10 protein-coding genes are annotated in these 20,190 nt (G+C 64.9%); 7 read left to right on the top strand and 3 right to left on the bottom strand.

The window, feature by feature from the left end; translation table 11 throughout:
* Nucleotides 1–329 precede the first annotated feature (329 nt).
* Nucleotides 330–1,841, top strand: coding sequence for a hypothetical protein (locus VGN46_RS12150; RefSeq protein ID WP_331643963.1), 1,512 nt, complete (start codon nt 330–332; stop codon nt 1,839–1,841).
* 124 nt (nt 1,842–1,965) lie between these two features.
* Here VGN46_RS12150 and VGN46_RS12145 read toward each other — a convergent pair whose 3' ends face one another.
* Both VGN46_RS12145 and VGN46_RS12140 read right to left on the bottom strand, forming a co-directional pair.
* The gene (locus VGN46_RS12145) at nt 1,966–4,086 is read right to left on the bottom strand and encodes a phosphocholine-specific phospholipase C (RefSeq protein ID WP_331643962.1); all 2,121 of its coding nucleotides are present in this window, start codon (nt 4,084–4,086) and stop codon (nt 1,966–1,968) included.
* Nucleotides 4,087–4,089: 3 nt separating this feature from the next.
* On the bottom strand, nt 4,090–4,887 hold the full coding sequence (locus tag VGN46_RS12140; protein WP_331643961.1) for an inositol monophosphatase family protein: 798 nt from the start codon (nt 4,885–4,887) through the stop codon (nt 4,090–4,092).
* Nucleotides 4,888–5,059: 172 nt separating this feature from the next.
* Here VGN46_RS12140 and VGN46_RS12135 point away from each other — a divergent pair, with 172 nt between their 5' ends.
* The 6 genes from VGN46_RS12135 to VGN46_RS12110 all read left to right on the top strand — a co-directional run bounded on the left by VGN46_RS12135 (nt 5,060) and on the right by VGN46_RS12110 (nt 14,554).
* A complete protein-coding gene (locus tag VGN46_RS12135) occupies nt 5,060–6,061 on the top strand; it encodes an ABC transporter substrate-binding protein (protein WP_331643959.1) in 1,002 nt (333 codons plus the stop codon).
* Between the two features lie 30 nt (nt 6,062–6,091).
* Nucleotides 6,092–7,093, top strand: coding sequence for an ABC transporter ATP-binding protein (locus tag VGN46_RS12130; RefSeq protein WP_331643958.1), 1,002 nt, complete (start codon nt 6,092–6,094; stop codon nt 7,091–7,093).
* Nucleotides 7,090–8,745: an ABC transporter permease subunit gene (locus tag VGN46_RS12125; protein ID WP_331643957.1), complete on the top strand. Its 1,656-nt coding sequence runs from the start codon at nt 7,090–7,092 to the stop codon at nt 8,743–8,745. The genes VGN46_RS12130 and VGN46_RS12125 overlap by 4 nt, the downstream gene beginning before the upstream one ends.
* Nucleotides 8,735–9,490: a DeoR/GlpR family DNA-binding transcription regulator gene (locus VGN46_RS12120; protein ID WP_331643955.1), complete on the top strand. Its 756-nt coding sequence runs from the start codon at nt 8,735–8,737 to the stop codon at nt 9,488–9,490. The genes VGN46_RS12125 and VGN46_RS12120 overlap by 11 nt, the downstream gene beginning before the upstream one ends.
* Nucleotides 9,491–9,588: 98 nt before the next feature.
* Nucleotides 9,589–12,600, top strand: coding sequence for a TonB-dependent receptor (locus VGN46_RS12115; protein ID WP_331643954.1), 3,012 nt, complete (start codon nt 9,589–9,591; stop codon nt 12,598–12,600).
* Between the two features lie 10 nt (nt 12,601–12,610).
* The gene (locus tag VGN46_RS12110; protein ID WP_331643953.1) at nt 12,611–14,554 is read left to right on the top strand and encodes a CocE/NonD family hydrolase; all 1,944 of its coding nucleotides are present in this window, start codon (nt 12,611–12,613) and stop codon (nt 14,552–14,554) included.
* Between the two features lie 110 nt (nt 14,555–14,664).
* Here the strand turns inward: VGN46_RS12110 and VGN46_RS12105 are convergent, their stop codons facing one another.
* Nucleotides 14,665–20,091 (bottom strand): autotransporter outer membrane beta-barrel domain-containing protein, encoded by a 5,427-nt coding sequence (locus VGN46_RS12105; protein ID WP_331643952.1) that lies wholly within the window; start codon nt 20,089–20,091, stop codon nt 14,665–14,667.
* Between the last annotated feature and the right edge of the window lie 99 nt (nt 20,092–20,190).

The following is a 20,190-nucleotide window of genomic DNA, read 5'->3' as shown; positions in this document are numbered from 1 at the left end:
CATGGCCCCGGAGGGGCATCCTTGTCGAACGTTGAGGACCTGTCTGAGCAGCGAGGGTGGGCACCGAGGGCTCTCCTGCGACCACGTCCGAGCGCTAGCGCGATGGCGAAGCCGAGCCCCCACGAAGCCGCAGGCGAGCCCACTCGATGAAGACATGCAAACGCCAACTGCATCAAAAACGAAACACTCGTGCCACCGATGCGTGCGTTTTCGCAAGCAATGCACCCCGCGAGCCCAATGGGCTAGCCGTATAGCAGATGGGCGTCGTCGCCATGCAGGCGTAGATTGACGTTCGCCCTTTTTCTCCGGGCGCATCAAAGGCACTCGTGATGATCGCTCGATGGCGCATCCTGCTCGTCCTGCTGGCCACGGCAGGGGCGGCCTACGCACAAGAGATGCACGACCACGACCATGGCGTGCCAGAGAAGCTAGGCACCGTATCGTTCCCCATATCGTGCTCACCCGCCGTGCAACAACCGTTCAATCGCGCGGTCGCGTTACTGCATTCGTTCGCCTTCACCGCCGCACAAAAAGCCTTCAAAGACATCGCTGCAAAAGACCCCAAATGCGCCATGGCGCACTGGGGCGTCGCGATGACCGACTTCCATCCGGTCTGGCAGCCTCCCCTGCCCCCGGCCACCTTCACTGACGGCCAGAAAGCCGCGCAGGAAGCCGCGCAGGAAGCCGCGAGGCTGCAGCCGGCCTCAGGTATCGAGCGTGACTACATCCATGCGTTAGCCCAGCTCTATCGCGTCGATCCGAAGCTCACCACCGCGCAGCGCACGCTCGCCTATGAGCAGGCCATGGCCTCCGTCGCGCACGATCATCCGAGCGATGTGGAAGCGCAGGTGTTCTACGCGGTCGCGCTGCTCGCCAACGCGTCGCCCACCGACAAGACCCATACACGGCAGAAGCATGCCGTGGCCATCCTCGATCCTCTGTACAAAATGCATCCGGATCATCCCGGCATCGCGCATATCCTGATTCATGCCTGCGACAGCGCGGAGCTAGCGCAGCAGGGCCTGGATGCGGCGCGGAAGTACGCGGGCATCGCACCCTCCGCAGCGCACGCGCTGCACATGCCATCACACATTTTCACCCGGCTCGGCCTGTGGGAGGACTCCATCACCTCAAACATTGCCTCCGAGAAAGCCGCGAGCGCACAGGGTGACCTGATGGGCGAACTGCATGCCATGGATTACCTCGTCTACGCCTACGTACAGACCGGGCGTGACAAAGAAGCTCGCCAAGTCATCGCCAGGATGAAAGCCCTGCCCCGGCTGGACATGACCGACTTCGCGATCGCCTATGCGTCGACTGCGATGCCGGTACGCGTGTCGGTCGATGAGGCGCGTTGGGAGGACGCTGTGGCGATCACGCCGCCCATGGGCGCGCCGGAATCCGTCGTCGCGATCGCTGTGTGGGCGAAGGGCATTGGGCTCGCCCGCAGCGGTCACGCCGATGAGGCGCGTAAGCAGGGTGCTCGGCTGCAAGCGATCGAAGCGCGCTTACGCGTGGCAGGTGACATGTACTGGGCCGACCAGACCGGCATCCTGGCCACTGAAGTGATGGCCTGGGTTGCCCAGGCGAGTCGCAACCCCGCCGGGGCGGTTGCCTTGCTGAGCGATGCGGCCGAGCGAGAGGATCGGATCGAAAAACGGCCAGTGACGCCCGGACCGATCGTGCCTGCGCGGGAACAGCTGGGCGAGCTTTTCCTTGTGCAGAACAAGCCAGGGCCCGCCCTGGCCGCGTTCCAGGATGCATTGAAGCAGGCGCCCGGACGCGCCGGGGCGTTGCGCGGTGCGGCCAAGGCGACTGCCGCGGCCACCGCCGGGCTGTGACGCCCCCCCTTGTAGGAGCGCGCTTGCGCGCGATCCGGGGTTATCGCGAGCACCCATCGCGCGCAAGCGCGCTCCTACAGGTGGGGGCAACGCGGTGGAAATGCCGCGAGCCGCCAGGTTGCGGTTAGTGGCGGGGGCCGGGGTCGCTGGCGGCGGGGTTGCCGTCTTCGTGGTGGCCAGCGTAACGGCGAAGATAGCGTGGGGCTTCGGGGGTGGTGATGCTGATGTCGTACCAGCCGGAGCTGTTGGCAAGTTCGACCGCGACGGTTTCCGTGGCGCCTGCGTCGATGTTGACGTGGCGCGGCTCATCGCTGCCGTAGGCGTTGGTCACGCGGCACGTGGCACGGGCCTTGCCCGCATTGGTGATGGCGATCTCGATGCGGCGCTCGCGCGCCACGCCCCTCACGACGGCTTCCAGCGTGTCGTCCGCGAATCCACGGAGCGCTGCGTAGTAACCGTTCGGCCCGTAAATGCGATGGTTGTACGCATCACCGCCGGGTGCGAGTTTCCATGCGTCTTCGATGCGATCGCCCGCCATGGCGGCGTAACGGCGTGGCGGCGCGTCGCGATCAAGCCCGTCATAGACGAGGAAGGCGGCACCGAGCTTGCCGGTGTTGTCGAAGGCGATGTGGCTCTGGCCCGCATCGAGGCGATGTTCTACCACCCACGCGTAATCGAGTGCACGCGCGGGACGTTGACCTGGCTCTTGTGAAGGCATCACCTGTTCTGCCGGCACGGTGATCGGTGTCTTGCCGTGCGAGCCACTGGGCACCGCGATGACCGGCATTTTGTGGTCGTGCGTGCCGGCGAAATCGAAGCAGCTGGTGAGGTCGCCGCACACGGCCCGCCGCCAGCTGCTGATGTTCGGCTCTTCGACGCCGAAGCGCTTTTCGAGGAAGCGCAAGACCGAGGTGTGGTCGAAGGTTTCACTACATACCCAGCCGCCACGCGTCCACGGCGAGACCACGATCATCGGCACACGGTTACCGAGGCCGACGACCTGCAGACCCTTCGGATCGCTACCGGGAACGATCGGGCTGGAAATCCTGGGATGTGCATCGAGATCCATGATTTCATCGCGCAAGCCCGAGGCGAGCGCCGCGGAAACCACGCCGCCCTGCCCGTTTGCCAGCGGCGGCGCAGGTGGCACGACGTGATCGAAAAACCCATCGTTCTCGTCGTAGTTGAGGAACAGCACCGTGCGGCCCCACACCTTGGTGTTCGCGGTAAGCGCATCGAGCACCGCACGGATGTAGAACGCGCCATCGGCGGGCGATGAGGTCGGATGCTCGCTGTACTTGTACGGCGCGACGATCCAGGTGACCTGCGGCAGGCGGTTATGGATCACGTCGTTGCGCAGGTCACGCAGCGTGTGCGTGGAAACGCCATGGCGTACCAGCGGGCTCGCCGGGTCCGCGCCTTCCTGCACCTGGTAGGCGGCGAAGAACTCCAGCGAATTATCGGTGTAGTTGTCGGTCGGCGAGCCCGGTTCGCCCGTGCCGCCCTGGTAGACCCGCCATGAAACACCGGCCTGTTCCAGGCGCTCGGGATAGGTGGACCATGTATAGCCGTTGGTGTTCGCGCGCTCCTCGCTTCCGGGGCCGTTGTCTTTCGAACCGAGCCGACCCGCGGGATCCGACGTGCCACTCCACAGGTAGATGCGGTTGATCGCGGTGTCGGCCAGTGCGGAGGCGTGGTACGCGTCACACACCGTGAAGGCATCGGCGAGCGCGTAATGGAACGACGCATCCTCGCGGCGCAGGTAGGCCATGGTCAGCACATCCTGCTTCTGCTCGATCCAGCGGTCGTTGCGGCCGAGGTTCCACGACCCATGACCGGTGCTCCAGCCGTGGTCCGTGCCCTCATGGTGATCGCCGCTGGCACGCGTATCGAGATGAAAGGGATAGACCCAACCCACATCGGCACCGACACCGCGCGATTTCCAGAACTTCGTGTGCGTGGCCGTCGTCGGTTGCTTCCACACCGGATCGCCATTGCCCAGTTCGAGCACGCGCGGATCATTGAAGCCGCGCACGCCGCGCAATGCGCCGAAGTAATGATCGAACGAGCGGTTCTCCTGCATCAGGATGACCACGTGTTCGACATCGGCAATGGTGCCGCTTCGTCGATCCGGCGCCGTGGCAAGCGCCCGCGCGATACTGGCCGGGAAGCCCTGCGCGATCAGCGACGCGGCGGCGGTGGCGGCGGCGCCTTGCAGGAACCGGCGGCGGTCGCGGGAGACCATGGACTATTCCTTCAATGAAGCGATGAGCGCGGCATGCAGTTCCGGTGTGGCGGCGGCGACCACACGGCCACCGCTGTGCAGGCCCAGTGGCAGGCCTTCCCAGTCGGTCATGACACCACCGGCCGCCTCGACCACCGGCGCGATGGCCAGGTAGTCGTACGGCATAAGATTGGACTCGATCACTGCATCGATATGACCGGACGCCAGCATGCCGTAGCTGTAGCAGTCACCGCCAAAACGGCGCGCATGGGCGGCACGGCTGGTGCGGTCAAAGCGGGCCCACTCGTCCGGCGTGAACATGTCCGGCGTGGTCGTATAGATGGTGGCTTCGGCCAGACCCTGGCACCCGCTGGTGTGGCAAGGCACACCGTTCATCGTGCTGCCCACGCCAACATGACCCACCCAGCGCTCATCCAGCACAGGCATGTCCAGGATGCCAAGCACCGGCGCGCCGTGGCGCAGCAAGGCGATCAGGGTGCCCCACAGCGGCCAGCCGGAAATGAAGCTGCGCGTGCCGTCGATCGGATCGATCGACCAGACGAACTCCGCATCGACGCGGGTGGCTCCGTATTCCTCGCCAAGCAGGCCATGGGCGGGCCAGGCCATCTCGATACGTTCCCGCAGCATCGATTCCACACCGCGGTCCACGGCGGTCACCGGGCTCATGTCGCGCTTCAGGGTGACATCGACCGGGCGGCGGAAACGTGGGAGAGACAAAGCGCGCGCATTGTTGGCGATACCCGTGGCAAAGGCTTCGAACTCGGCCCGCTCAGCGGCGGACAGCGGGGCATGAACAGTCACTCGGGGCTCCAGAAGAACGTGCGCGATCTAGCTTTTGCACGTTTCACGTTAATGACGAAAACGGAAATTTTCCTGTGGACTCGGAGTCCACATGTTTGCAAATATACCCAAAACGCCACACGGGTGGGTGAACTTTTCCACCCCACTGGTTGCGCTAGCCCAGGGGTCCTCCATGCGTCCATACCGCCACATTGCCAGCGTGACCGCGATGCTCGCCATGTGCGCGACTGCCCATGCGGGGAGCCTGACCGTGTATTCGGCGTTGGAGAGCGATGAGATCGCTACCTATCTGGACGGCGCGAAGAAGGCCTTGCCGGATGTGGACGTCCATGTGCTGCGCCTTTCCAGCGGCGATCTCGCCGCACGGTTGCTGGCCGAGTCCGCGGAGCCGCGCAACGACGTGGTCTGGGGCATGGCCGCCACCGACCTGCTCGATCCACGCATCGCCACCCTGCTGCAACCGGTCCATTCCGCCACGATCGACGCCCTTCCCGCGCGTTTCCGCGGCAACGACGGCCGCTGGTTTGCGCCGACCGGCTACATGGCCGCCTTATGCGTGAACCGCGAGGCCCTGGCCGAACACGGGCTACCGATGCCACGCACATGGCACGACCTGGCCTCACCGAAGTACCGCGGCCAGATCGCCATGCCGGACCCGGCCTCGTCGGGCACGGGCTACATGGTGCTGTCCTCCTTGAGTGATGCCGGCCGTAGCGCGAAAGGCCTGCAGCTGGTCACCGATATCGCGGAAAACCTCGGCCAGGTGACGCTCTCAGGCTCGGCGCCGTGCAAGCTGGCACGTATCGGCGAGTTTCCTATCGGCGTTTCCTTCGCTTTCTCGGCCATGCAATCCATCCGCCAGGGTTACCCGGTCACGATGGTATTGCCTACCGATGGCACGGGCTACGAGCTGGAAGGCTCGGGCCTCATGAAGGGTGCGACGAATACGACGGACGCAAAGCGCTTCCTCGACTGGACGGCCTCACCCGCCGCGGCCGCGCTTTACCGCGGCTACAAGGAGATTGTCGCCGCGCCGGGTAGCACGCCTACCGACGAACAACAGCGCGCAGGTTTGCCGGCCGACGTGGTCGCCACGCTGCCTGCGCGTGATTTCGACGCCGCGGCGCGGGAGCGCGCGGCCCTTATTGCACGGTTTAAGCGCCTGACGCGCTGACGCGCCGGGTTGCGGGGGAGATTTCACTTCATGCAGTTGCGCATCGAAGACATCAGCAAGGCCTGGGGCGGCAACACGGTGCTCGACCGTGTGTCGTTCAGCGCGGGCGCGAGCGACTTCGTGTGCCTGCTCGGGCCAAGTGGTTGCGGAAAAACCACGCTACTGCGCATCGTGGCCGGACTCACCGAGCCCGATTCGGGCCGCGTGGAGCTTGGCGGCAAAGACATTACCCGCGTACCGGCGCGCGAACGCGGCATGGGCATCGTGTTCCAGTCGTATTCCCTGTTTCCCGACCTGACCGCCGCGGCCAACGTGGGCTACCCCATGCGCCTGCGCGGCGCATCGGCGAGCACGATTGCCACCCGCAGCACCGAACTGCTGGCGAAGGTCGGCCTGGGCGGCTTTGGCGGCCGTTTCCCGGATGAGCTATCCGGTGGCCAGCAACAGCGCGTCGCCCTGGCCCGTGCACTGGCCGCCGAGCCCGCGCTGCTTCTGCTCGATGAACCGTTGTCGGCACTGGATCCGGCGATCCGTACGCAGTTGCGCGGCGAGATCCGCTCGCTGCAGCGCTCGCTCGGCATCCCGACGATCATGGTGACCCACGACCAGGACGAAGCACTGGCCCTTGCCGATACCATCGTGTGCATGAAGGCTGGGCGCATCGAGCAGATCGGCGCACCGCGCGACCTGTATGAACGCCCCGCCTCGCGCTTTGTCGCTGACTTCATCGGCCACGCCAACCTGCTGCCTACCGCCTTCGTACGCGAGGTGATGCCAGGTTTCCTCGAGCGCCGCCCCCCAGGCGCGGATGCCACCTGGGAACTGTGCCTGCGTCCGGAAGACATCGTGCTCGATGCCGATCCGCGCGGCGATGCCGTGGTGTCGGATATGACCTTCCTGGGCAACCTGGCACGCGCCGGCATCGTCTGGCGCGGCCAGCGCCTGATCGCCGAGCTGCATGGCCGCAGCACGCTTACGCCGGGCGAAGCTGTGGCGGTCGATGCCATCCGTGGCGCATGGGTGTGTACGTGAGCACGCTGGCTGCCCCGCACAGCACGACGCACACGCGCAGCCTCGCGTGGCTGTTGCTCGCCGTGCCGTGTGCCGGGTTGCTCGTGTTCTTCGTCAATCCGCTATTCACCGTGGCATGGCGCAGCCTGACCGATGCCTCGGGCGCGTTCACGCTCGGCAACTACGCGCGGCTACTCGACGACCCGGGCCTGCCCCGCGCCGCCCTGCACAGTATCGAAACCGGGCTGGTGACCACGTTCGCCACGATCGTGTTCGGTCTCGGCATCGCCATGGCGTTGCATCGGTCGCGCCTGCCAGGCAAGGCTTTGATCCGTGCGACCCTACTGCTACCGATGCTCGCACCCTCCCTGGTGCTCGGCCTGGGCCTGGTCCTGCTGTTGGGCCGGAACGGTCTGGTCCATCGCCTCACCGGCCTGCCCACCGATATCTACGGCTTCCCCGGCCTGGTCATCGCGAACACGTTATATGGCCTTCCGCAGGTCGTGCTGATTGTATCCGCGGCGCTGGCACGCACGCCGGCTCGCCACTACGACGCCGCCGCCTCCATGGGCGCGACGCCGTGGCGGCAGTTTATCGACGTCACGCTGCCGCGCCTGCGTTTCGCCCTGCTCGCCGCCGCGTTCCTGGTCTTCACCGAAACGCTCACCGATTTCGGCAGCGCGGTCATCGTCGGCGGCAACTACCGCGTCCTGGCGATGGAAATCTACAGCGAGGTCGTGGGCCAGCTCGACTTCGCGATGGGCGCGACGCTGGGCATGGTCTTGCTTCTACCCGCCCTGCTTTCTGTGTGGCTGAGCCGTCTTGCCAAACGTCGCCAGGACAGCGGCGATGCGATGCCCGGCCGTGCCCTGGCGCCGGCGCGCCACATCGGCCGCGATGTCGTGCTCGCACTGGTTTCGCTCTTCGCCCTGCTGCCCATCCTCGCCGTGGTCGGCACCGTGGCTTATGTGTCCTTCGTGAAGCTATGGCCGTACCAGCAGGTGCTCACACTGGCGAATTACACGGGCATGACCGAAGGCTTCGGCCCGGTCTGGACATCGCTCTCCATGTCATTCATGGCCGCGGTTGCAGGCACGCTACTCGTCTTCGCGTTATGCGCCGGCCTGCGCAAGGCGCCGCCGCCCCTTGTGCGCGCCGTGCAATTCATGGCGTCGCTACCGGCTGCCGTACCGGGCATGGTCATCGGCCTCGGTTACGTCATAGCGTTCAACCACGGCCCGTGGTCGGGCTGGATGCACGGCAGCCTGCTGATCATCGCCGCATGCAGCCTGTATCACTACCACGCGCAGGCCTTCCTCACGATGCAGACCGGCATGCGCCAGGTGCCTGATGCCCTGGAAGACGCCGTGGCGGCGTTCGGCGGCGGCACCCGCGAAGTACTCCGCGATGCAGTACTTCCATTCACCGCGCCGGCCGCGATTTCCACCTTTTTCTACCTGTTCATGCGCTCGATGGCGACGCTATCCGGCGTGATCTTCCTCGTCACGGCTGACACCGGGCTGGCCTCGGTCACCGTGATGCGCCTGGACGAGAACGGTTTCCTGGCCCAGGCCGCCGCGTACGCGATGTGCGTCGTGGTGGCCGGTGCCCTCGCACTCGGCGCGATGCGCCTGCTCTTGCACATACTCAAGGAACGACGCCATGTGGCATGAAGAACGACACACCCGCATCCGTGACCTGCTCCGCAGCAGCGGCCAGGTCTCCGTGGAACGGATCGTCACCGAGCTCGGTGTATCGCGCGAGACGATCCGCCGCGACCTGGTCGAACTCGCCGAGCGCGGCGAGATCCGCCGCGTGCATGGCGGCGCGGTGCTCACTTCTGACGAACCGCCGATCGATGTGCGTCATGCCACCCGCGTACGCGAGAAGCGCGCCATCGCCAAGGTTGTGGCTGGGCTCGTGGAAAGCGGGCAGACGATCTTCATGGATGCGGGCAGCACCATGAACGTGGTGGCCGAGGCCCTGGCGACACGCAGCGGCCTCACCATCATCACCAACGCGGTGGACGTGGCCTCGCGCTTCGCCGCACGCGCGGGCAACACCGTGCACCTGCTCGGTGGCCGCTTCGATGCGCAGATTGGTTGCACCAACGGTGCGACGACCGTTGCCGAGATCCATCGCTACCAGGCCCACGTCGCCATCCTCTCGCCCGTGGGCGTGGATGCGAAGGCCGGCGCCAGCAGCTTCGAGCTGGATGAGGTAGAAGTCGCCCGCGCGATGTGCGCTAACGCACGCCGCGTGATCCTGGCCGCCGATTACTCGAAGATCGGTGTCCGCAGCCGCGCCAGCTGGTGCGAGCCTGAGCGCATCGATGTGCTCGTCACTGATCGTAAATCCGAAAAATCGCGAGCGTTCGCCGCCGTCCGCAAAGCGGTCGGCGAGGTCACACTCGCCTGATCCATCTACAAGATCGCGCCAGGAAGGCCGTTTTACACCTGTCATTTCAATCGATCGAAACCTCCCTGTCACAGATCCCGCCTTTCCGGAGCATCCCCATGAGTTCCCTACCCGCACTTCGCCGTACCTTGCTGTGCGCTGCGGTCGCCGCGACGTTCAGCGGCCTGGCTTACGGCCAGGCCACCACCGGCCGCATCACGGGCTCGGCGCCCGCCAGCGCCGGCGAGACCGTGCTGATCGAAGGCAGCAACGGCCTTACCCGTGAAGTCGCTGTCGACTCGCGCGGCCGTTACACCGCCGAGTCCCTTCCCCTCGCCACCTACAAGGTCACGCTCCGCGCGAACGGCCAGGCGGTGGATACGCGCGACAACGTCACCCTGCGCGTCGGCGCCGCCACCGATGTGTCGTTCGCCGACGCCTCGTCGTCAAACGCGCAGGACCTGAGCGCCGTCACCGTCTCGGCCAGCACGCTGCCCAAGATCGACGTCGCGACCGTCGCCTCCAGCACGGTGATCACCTCGACCGATCTCGCCCGCCTGCCCCTGCAGCGCTCGGCCGAAGCCGTGGCCCTGCTCGCCCCGGGCGCCTCACCGGGTTACAGCGGATTCAAGAACGCGTTTGGCGGCAGCCTGGTGAGCTTTGCCGGTTCGGCCGTCTCGGAGAACGCGTACTACATCAACGGCATGAACACGACCGATCCGCTCAGCGGTTTCGGCGGTGTGACCCTGCCGTACGGCGCGATCGACCAGCAGGAAATCCTGAGCGGCGGCTACTCGGCGATGTACGGCCGCTCGGATGGCGGCGTCATCAGCCAGGTCGGCAAACGCGGTACCAACGAGTGGCATTTCGGTGCCCAGGTGCTGTGGGAGCCGGACTTCGCCCGTGCCAGCGCGCGCAACATCACCTATGGCCATGACAACCCGGCGCCCCCGGGCACGATCAACCAGCGCAATGACCGTAACCACGAGTGGACCTCGACCATCAGCGCCTACGCCGGTGGCCCGCTGATCAAGGACAAGCTGTACGCGTTCGCTGCCGTGGAAATGGAACGTACCCAGGGCAACAGCCTGGGCGACGTGAACCACTCGTACGACACCAAGTACACGTACAAGGATCCGAAGTGGTACGGCAAGCTCGACTGGAACATCAATGACAACAACATCCTGGAGCTGACCGGGGTCAACCAGACCCACCGCTCGAACGGCAACAAGTACAACTACGATTACGACACCAACACCATCGGTGATTACGCGAGCGAAGACTCGACGTACAAGACCAAGGCCATGGTCTACGTGGCCAAGTTCACCAGCTACATCACTGACGACCTGACCCTGACGGCGCTGTACGGCAAGTCCAAGCTCACGTACTACAACGAGCCGCCGGATACGGGCGTCACCGGTCCGTTCATCGGCAACGTGAGCCAGCAGAATCCCGCGCTCAACGGCGGCACGCCGATCAACAACGGCCAGACCCTGGATACGATCGACAACCCGGACCACGAGTCGACCAACCGCAACCTGCGCGTCGACCTGAACTACAAGATCGGTAGCCACTCGATCACCGCCGGTATCGATAACCAGGATTCCAAGGATATCGATGACGGCACCACGATCGGTGGTGACGGTTACGAGCTGTGGTACGCCAAGGGCGATCCGAACCTCAACATCAGTGACAGCCCGTTTGTGGACAAGCCGGCCAATTACCCGGGCGGCGCCACGGGTTATTACGGCTACTACCGCCACTACAACACGCTAGCCTCGGTGCGCGTGAAGCAGCGCGCGCAGTACATCATGGACGACTGGCAGGTGAACGATCGCGTCCTGCTCTCGCTGGGCATCCGCAACGACCAGTTCACTAACTACAATCCGTCCGGCCAGCCGTACCTCAAGCTGACCAAGCCGCAGTGGGCCCCGCGCCTTGGCGCCAGCTGGGACGTGTACGGTGATTCCAGCCTGAAGGTGTACGGCAACGCGGGTCGCTACTTCCTCGCCATGCCGGCCTCGGTCGCACTGCGCACCTCGGCGGGTTCGCTCGCGACCAACGAGTACTTCACCTATACCGGCATCGGCGCGGATGGCCTGCCCACCGGCGTGAACTTCATCAAGTCGGCCACCGGTGGCGCCGTGTCGCCTAACGGCGAATACGGCCAGCCGCCCGACCCCAAGACCGTCAGCGCGAAGAACATCAAGTCGGAATACCAGGACGAATTCATCCTGGGCGCGGACAAGCAGATCAATGCGAACTGGGTGGCCGGTGTGAAGGCTACGGCGCGCAAGCTGCGTAACGCACTGGACGACGTCTGCGACAACGGTGCGATCAGCCGCGCCGCGATCGCCCAAGGTGCCGATATCGACGCGGTGACGGTCGGTAGCTGCTACCTGTCGAACCCGGGCCGCGCCAACGTGTATTCGCTGGCCAATGCCAACGGCGGCTACACGGATGTCACGGTGACCAACGCCGACTTCGGCTTCCCGCACCTGAAGCGCAACTACTACGGCCTCGACCTGTACCTGTCGCACCCGTTCGATGGCGTGTGGTCGGGCAAGGTCGATTACCTGTGGTCGCACAGCTACGGCAACACCGAAGGCCAGGTGCGTTCGGACGTGGGCCAGGGCTCGGTCGCCGCCTCGCGTGACTGGGATTACGCCACGCTGATGAACTACGCGAACGGTGACCTCGGCAACGACCGCAAGCATCAGTTGAAGCTGTACGGCTCGTACCAGATCGCACCGGAATGGCTGATCTCGGCCAACATCCTGATCCAGTCCGGCCTGCCGAAGTCGTGCCTGGGCCGTTACGGCGCGAACGAGAGCGATCCCTCGGGCTACGGCAGCTACTACCACTTCTGCTTTGGCGTGCCGTCGGCGTACGGCGCCAAGGGCCGCGAGCCGTGGGAAGAACTGGTCGACGTGAGCACCGAATACCGCCCGCTGTGGGCCGACAAGAAGCTCGCCTTCTCCGTCTCGGTGTTCAATATCCTCAACCAGCAGCGTTCGCAGCGGACCAACCCGGTCTCGGGCAGCACGAACTCGGTGAACGATGGCTACCAGCAGGTCATCGGCTACACCCAGCCGCGTTACGCCCGCTTTGGCATCACGTACGACTTCTGACGGAGTTTCCATGCATCCACTCATGCGACTGGGTATCGTCGCGCTTGCCGCCGGGGTCCTCGCGACCCCGGCGGTCGGCGGCGAGAAGACCTACAAAGAGCTGCCCACGGAAATCCCGGCGCATTTCGCGCCCACGAACCCGGGCTTCACCTACGAGCGGCGTACCGTCGATATCCCGATGCGCGATGGTGTGAAGCTGCACACCGTGATCCTGGTGCCGAAAGGTGCCACGCACGCCGGCATCCTGCTCACCCGCACACCTTACGGTGCCGATGGCATGGGCCATCGCGCCGATAGCCCGAACCTCGGGCCGACGCTCCGCGGTTACGACAACCCCGCTGACATCATCGTCCAGGATGGCTATATCCGGGTCATCCAGGACATCCGCGGCAAGAACGGTTCCGAAGGCGACTTCGTGATGAACCGGCCGCCGATCGGCCACGGCAACCCCACGGCGATCGACGAATCCTCCGATATCTACGACACGATCGACTGGCTGGTGAAGCGCGTGCCCGAGTCGAACGGCAAGGTCGGCATCATCGGCATTTCCTACGATGGCTTCGAGGCGATGATCGCCACGATCCATCCGCACCCCGCGCTGAAAGTGGCCGTGCCGATCAACCCGATGATCGATGGCTGGATGGGCGACGACTGGTTCCATAGGGGCGCCTTCCGCCAGCAGATGATCCCGTACATCTACGGCATGGTGAACTCGCGCAAGAGCAACATCGGCTGGACCACGGGCTACCGCGACGATTACGACCTGTACCTCCAGGGCGGTTCGGCGGGTGATATTGGCCGCGCCTACGGCATGGAAGCGCTCGGCTTCTGGCAGAAGGTGCTCGCTCACCCGGCTTACGACAGCTTCTGGTCGGAGCAGGCGCTCGACAAGATTGCCGCGAAAGAACCGATGACGGTCCCGACGATGCTGGTGCACAGCCTCTGGGACCAGGAAGACAACTACGGCGACATGGCGGTCTACCGCGCACTCGCTCCACGCGACCCGAGCCACGAGAAGCTGTGGCTGGTGCTCGGTCCGTGGCGCCACGCCAAGACCTGGGAAAACGCCAGCACCATCGGCGCGATCGAACTGGGCAGCGACACCGGCAAGACCTTCCGCCAGACCATGCTGCGCCCGTTCCTCGCCCAGTACCTTAACGATGACGCGCCAAAGGCGAACATCGCCCCGGTGAATGCCTTCGTGACGGGCGAGAACGCGTGGCGCCAGCTCGACACCTGGCCGTCATCATGCCGCTCGGGATGCGCCCCGACACAACAGCGCTGGTATGCGGAGCCGAACGGCGGCCTGGCCACGACCGCTCCCGCGAGCGGCGACGACGAGTACATCTCGGACCCGGCCAAGCCAGTGCCTTACCGCGTGCGTCCGATCCAGTCGTGGTCCCATGGCGTGGCCGATCGCGAAGACTCGTGGCCGGAATGGCTGGTCGATGACCAGCGCCAGTTCGCCACGCGCACCGATGTGCTCACCTACGTCTCGCCGGTGTTGGACAAGCCCATGGGCGTCTCGGGTGAACCACGGGTGCACCTGCTCGCATCCACCAGCGGCACGGATAGCGACTGGGTGGTGAAGCTGATCGATGTGTATCCCGATGACGTCGAAGAGAAGCCTTCCATGGGGGGTTACCAGTTACCCGTGGCCATGGAAATCTTCCGCGGCCGCTATCGCGAGGGCTACGACAAGCCCAAGGCGCTCGAAGCCAACAAGGCCCTGCCCTTCAGCTTCCCGCTACCGACGGTCAATCATGTGTTCCAGCCCGGGCACCGCGTGATGGTGCAGATCCAGTCGAGCTGGTTCCCACTGTACGACCGCAACCCGCAAACCTTCGTCCCGAACATCTTCAACGCCAAGCCTGGCGATTACGTGAAGGCCACGCAGAAGATCATCCGCGACGGTGAAAACGGTACCTACCTCGAACTCCCGGTAGTGCACTAACCCTGTAGGAGCGCGCTTGCGCGCGATAGGGGCTCGCGACAAGCCCCATCGCGCGCAAGCGCGCTCCTACAACATCATAGATCCTGGCGGCGAGGCCGTTCCCGATACCCTCAGAAATCCCAGCGCAGACCCAGGTTCGCCGCCCAACCCCGTGCGCCGGCGCTGCCGATCTTGTTCTGCCAATCGGCCTCTCCGTAGACAGACAGCTTGTTCCGCCACGCCCAGGTCCCGCCCAGACCCAGCTCCACCATCTGGCCGAACTTGCCACCGCCGAACTGTTGTGAGATGTCGAAGCCTTCGGCGCCCACCACCACTTTCGACACACCGCCCCAGCCCTTGATGTAATTCGCCCGGGCGTACGGTGTGAACAGGCTGCCCGCATCCGTGGTCCATGTGCGATCGAAGCGCAGCCCTGCGCGACCTATCGTCTGCTCGAAGGGTGAGTAACGGGTGGTCACATGATCCACATCGACCTGGTCACGTAGGCCGATGTGCTGGCGGGTGAGCTGCAACTGCGGTTCGAGTTCCCAGCCGCCATCGAAGCGGAATGGGTAGCCGGATTCAACCGAGCCGGCCCAGCCCGAACCGCGGATGCGTGCGGCATCCTTCGCGCGCGCCGTGTCGACGTCACCGGTGTGGCGATCGCCAGATGCCACGACGTCGATGTAAAAGCCGCTCACGTGCTGCCAGGTGACGAACATCGCGATGGAGTTGGTGGTCAGCTTCGCATGGCTGTAACCATCCGCCGCTTTCGGGTCCAGCCGTGTCGTGCCGTGCGTGTACGCCACGCCGGCACGCAGGGTGGATCGCTCGGCATCCAGCGCGAAGATGTTGGTGCCGACCTGCACCGCGCGCATGTCCACGTCGTAGTCGTAGCCGTAGTCGCGGAACGAACGGTTGGTGGCGTAGTGATAATCGCCGCCAAAGTAACGTACGAAGGTCTCGCCACCGAGGCCTTCGCCCTGATCATTCATGTTGCGTACTTCGCCGAGCCGGCGGTGCAGGTTATCGATCGCGCGATAACCATAAAACGCCAGCGCCGAGGGCGAGACGATCGAGACCGGCACCTGGGGCACCACAGCGGGGCGGGAATCCGCCTCGGCAAGTGGGCCGGTCGCTGGTGGCGGCGCGATATAGGCCTGCCCCGGTGGTGGCGTGGGTGCCGGCGATTCGGTCGTCGGTGCCGGGCAAGGGCCGTTGCAGACGATCACGTTACCAAGGCGGTAATCCCAGAACGCGTCGCCGGATGTCGTTCCACCGACCACGCGTTGCGCGGCGTCACTCGAACCCGGCTGGAACGCGTACAGGCCGTACTGGTACGGGCCAAAGGCGAGATAGCCCCCATCGACGCGGAACGCACCACCCGTCGAAGCGCCCGCAACCTGGACCACCGAAATGCCCTCGTCGGCGCCGACGTAGCCGTTGTGGTTGACATCGGTAAGCGCGCCGCTGCTCAGCACGGATGGCGTGATGTCGAGGACGGTCTCGCCACTGGCATCGCCCTGGACCAACAGGCGATCCGTGGTCTGCGCAGCCAGTGAGCCACCCGCATCAAGGGTTGTGACTAGCTTCAACGTACCGGTGTTACCCGTGTAGTTTCCGTCGATCGTTAGCGTGTTGCCTGGTGAACCCGCACCGTTGGTCAGGTCGATGGTGCCTGCGTTGGTCACGTTGGCGTCGCCCGGCATGGCGGCGGAGATCACGGGGTGCACGTTATCGCCCGCGAAGAGTGTGGACGACGCATCAATGTTGACGTCGCTGCCGGCGAGGACGAGCTTGTCGGTGAGCGTGAACGCCGCACCTTGCGTAAGATTGAACGTGTTCCAGCCTTGCAGGTTGATACCCTTGCCCAAGGTATCCGCGTTGAAGGTGCCGCCGCGCGCCGCTGTGCCGACCAGGGTCAAGGTGTTACCGCCGCCGCTGCCAGCCAGCAGGTGATACGTGCTCGAGGTATCCACGGCGCCCAGCGTGGCGCGATTCCCGGCGCTACCCATCGTCAGACCACCGTTGAGTGAACCTCCGCTCCAGTCGAAGGTATCGCCGCCTTCGCCCGTGGCGATCTCGCCCTGCACGCTGCCGCCGGCGAGCGTGACCGCGTCGCTACCTGCGCTGCCGCGGACCGCCGGGGCTGAAGGGGAAATCGCGGAGATGCTGCCGGTATTCGTCAGCGATGTCCCCGTACCGTTCGCGAGATCGACCACTGGCGCCACCGTGCTGGCCGACGACAGATTACCGCTGTTCGCTACGGAAGATGCCGTGCCAGCGACGAGGGCGGAACCACCCACGGCGTTGAGGATGCTCACGTTCGCCGCGGTATTCACCGCACCACTCGTCAAGGCCTGGATACCGGTGCTCCCTGCACCATTGCCGTGGATCGTGAAACCACTGCCAAGCGTGAGATCTGTGGTCGCAGCCGAGCGATCCGCCTTGCGGAACGCATAGCCGACGCCACTCCCATCGACCTCGAATGTCGCGGTCGATGCCGGGTCGATCGCTGTGGCCGTTCGCAGCCCGGCGCCATTGCCCGAATGCAGGGTGACGCCGTTCAAGGTGACTGCGCCGGTCTCCGCGGCGTTCTCGATCGCGTTGCCCGTACCCAGCGTGGAGATCGTCGTGCCGTTCGCGACGAGTGAAGTGGCGCCTGCATCCACAAGCACGCCATGGGCACTGCCCTTCGTGGTGATCGCCGCATTGCCGCTACCCAGGGTAAGGCTCGCGCCGGATGCCAGCCACACACCAGCGTGCCCGTCATTAACAGTGATGGTTCCCGCCGGATTGAGCGTGCTGCCAGCGCCCTCCACACGCACGCCGGTGCCGTTCGCGACGACGATGCTTCCGTTGTTTGCTAGCGAGCCGGCCGAGCGAAGGATGGCTCCGGTAGCTTCGGGGCCACCGAGATTTACCGATCCGCTGTTGGTCGCGACGGCGCTGGTTTCGACGATCAGGCCCGTCGTGTTCGCACCGCTGAAGTTGAGTGCACCGGCGTTGACCAGGGTCGCCTTGTTGCGGGCGATCAGGCCGATCACACCCGCAGTAGACGAGTTCAACGTCGCCAGGCTGTTCACCGAGGTCGCAGTGGACACGGCACCGCTGGCGGCACCCGTAAGGTCATGCTTCTGGCCATCCGCCACGCCGGCGATCGCGCCCGCACCGGTCAGCGACATGGTCGTTGCCGCGTCGATGGTCGCCTTCGAACCGCCTTCGGCCACGACACCCTGGGCACCCGCACCGGTGACGTTGATCACGGCGTTCTTCGTGCTCAGCACGGAACCGGTGCCCGACCCCACGACGCCCGTGGCCTGGGCTCCGGATACTGTCACGGTCAGTCCGGTACCATCGAAGTCCGCACCGCTATCCAGGCGGAACAGGGTCGATTGCGGGGTCGAGACATCCAGCGCCGACCCGGCGCCCACATTGATCTTCGCGTTGTCCCCGAAGGCGTAGAAGCCGATCTGCTTGCTACCCGACTGAAAGGTCGGCGCCGCCCCCGCTGCGACGTTCACCGTGGCCCGGCCGCGCGCGTGGATGCCGATAGCGCCATCGCCCTGTAGGTTGACCGGACCCTGGATATCGCCGGTCGCGGTCGCGCTACCCTGACCTTCGACCCATACACCGTAGTTACGCGTGCCGCTGGCCGGGTCAGCGCCGCCAGCGACGTTGACCGTGCCAGTGGAATGAATGAGCGACGCGGTCCCTGCCGTCGAGACCGCCTTCAGGCCCGTGCCATTGACGCCGGTCACATTGATGGTGCCGGTGTTACGAATGCCCGGGCCCGTGGCCCCGGCATTCACGACAGAAATGCCGATGTTTTCCCGCGGAACAGCCGCCGCGCGCCCATTGATATTGATCGTACCCGCATTGGTCACATTCGCCGCAGGCGCGGTCACCAGGATGCCTGCCGCGTTCTGCGTACCCGTCCCGATCGTGATGGTGCCCTGGTTGTTGACCAGCGCCGCCGTGGGTACGTTGATGCCCGTCGTGATCGTTCCCTGGTTGACGGCAAGATCGGCAGGGGCGTCACCCGGTGCATATTGCGGCCCACGGCCAATGTAGATCAGACCACTGGCACCGTTGGTGAACGAAGCCGTCGCGTCGTTGAGATAGATCCCATCCATGGATCCGTTCGAGCGGGAGCCGGTCACGCCGACGTTGACGAAGCCGTTGTTGGTCGCGACCGCATTGGAACCGACACGGATGCCGGTCGATTTGCCAGCTCCGTTCGTCGTACCCGTCGCAAGGTTGATGATGCCACCCGCGACGTTGTTGAACGTACTGCCCGTTTGCACATCGACGATGTTCGCGCCGAAGGCACCGCTGGATATCCCGCCACCCGCGTTCGGGAAAAAATTACCGTTGATCACACCCGCATTCGTGCCGCTGCTTGCGCCGGTGAGGACCAGGGCCGAGCCATCGCCACTGCTGTGTTGCGCGCCAAGCGAGCCGTTGTTGACGAACGAGGCACCGCTATCCGCACGCACGGCACCGCCGTTCGCGTTCACGACCTCAAGCACTGCGCCTGCATTGATCGTCCCATGCGCATTCGGCCCGACCAGGCGCATGACGATACGATCGCCAATCGGCTGGGCGACATCATCCGGCGGGCTATCAGCGGTGATGCCGTAGGTGATTTGTTCGGTCGTCGAGGTATAGCCGAGCGAGAACAGCGTGATGTACTGCGCGGGGTCGAGTTTTCCAGCGCTTATCTGGTTAATGAGGAACGTGTTGTAGTCACGCAGCTGCGCATCGTTGGTGACCGTGTGTGATGCCGTTCCATCCGCGGTCGTTACGTTGAAGGTGCCGCCATAGTGGGCGACGAACGAGACACCGTAGCTACGCGGCTGGGTGGGGTCGGCGACCTCACCTGTAAACGTGATCCGGTTCTGTCCCGCCCAGGTAAGGTTGCTTGCAGCCGTACCCGTGCCATCCGCATAGAAAAGGTTGGTTTGCTTCGCGGCCATCGACCAGCTGTTCGTAGGGTCCTGGCTGTTCGCACCGGAACCCAGCGCCACTGTCAACGTGCCGCCACCGGGACCGACCTGGCCCACGCGTGCATCGATGTACTGGTTGTCGCCGACGTTGATGATGTCCGGGACGACCGTGGAATACGCCACGACCGGCAGCGCGAAGAGATTATTGTTGTTGAAGACAGAGACCACACGGTTAGTACCCGTGATCGGATCCTTCACCGTGATGCCAAGGTTCTGCGCGCCGGGATTGAGGCGCCCGACACCGATCCACTGCGACCCGGAAATGATCCGGCCAAGGTCACTCAGCTGCTGCAACGTCGTGTCCTGGCCGCCCGTCTGCCCGGCGGCGAACTGCTGGGGCCCGTTGATGGTGACGCTGGCGCCGGCAGCCACATCGGTACGGCCGACTTCCTGGTCGTTGTCGATGGGGTTGTAGGGAGGTACCGCGACGGTCTGCGCCTGCGCCTCGATCCAGGGGCCGAGCAGCGCGGTGGCGATCGCAAGGGCAAGCACGACCCGGGGCGCGCCGCCCGTGGCCGGGCGACGGAGATACGCATCACAGGTTGTCATGATTGTTTTCCCGTTAGCGCCGCCGTCCGGAGCGACATGGCGCACGGGGGCAATCAAGTGCCCGGGTACCGCTGCAAAGGCCCCCTCCTCCGCTCCCAC

Source organism: Luteibacter sp. (assembly GCF_036500425.1).
Classification (GTDB): domain Bacteria; phylum Pseudomonadota; class Gammaproteobacteria; order Xanthomonadales; family Rhodanobacteraceae; genus Luteibacter.
The sequence above is the reverse complement of the archived record's forward strand: the minus strand, read 5'-3'. Positions and strand labels throughout refer to the sequence as shown.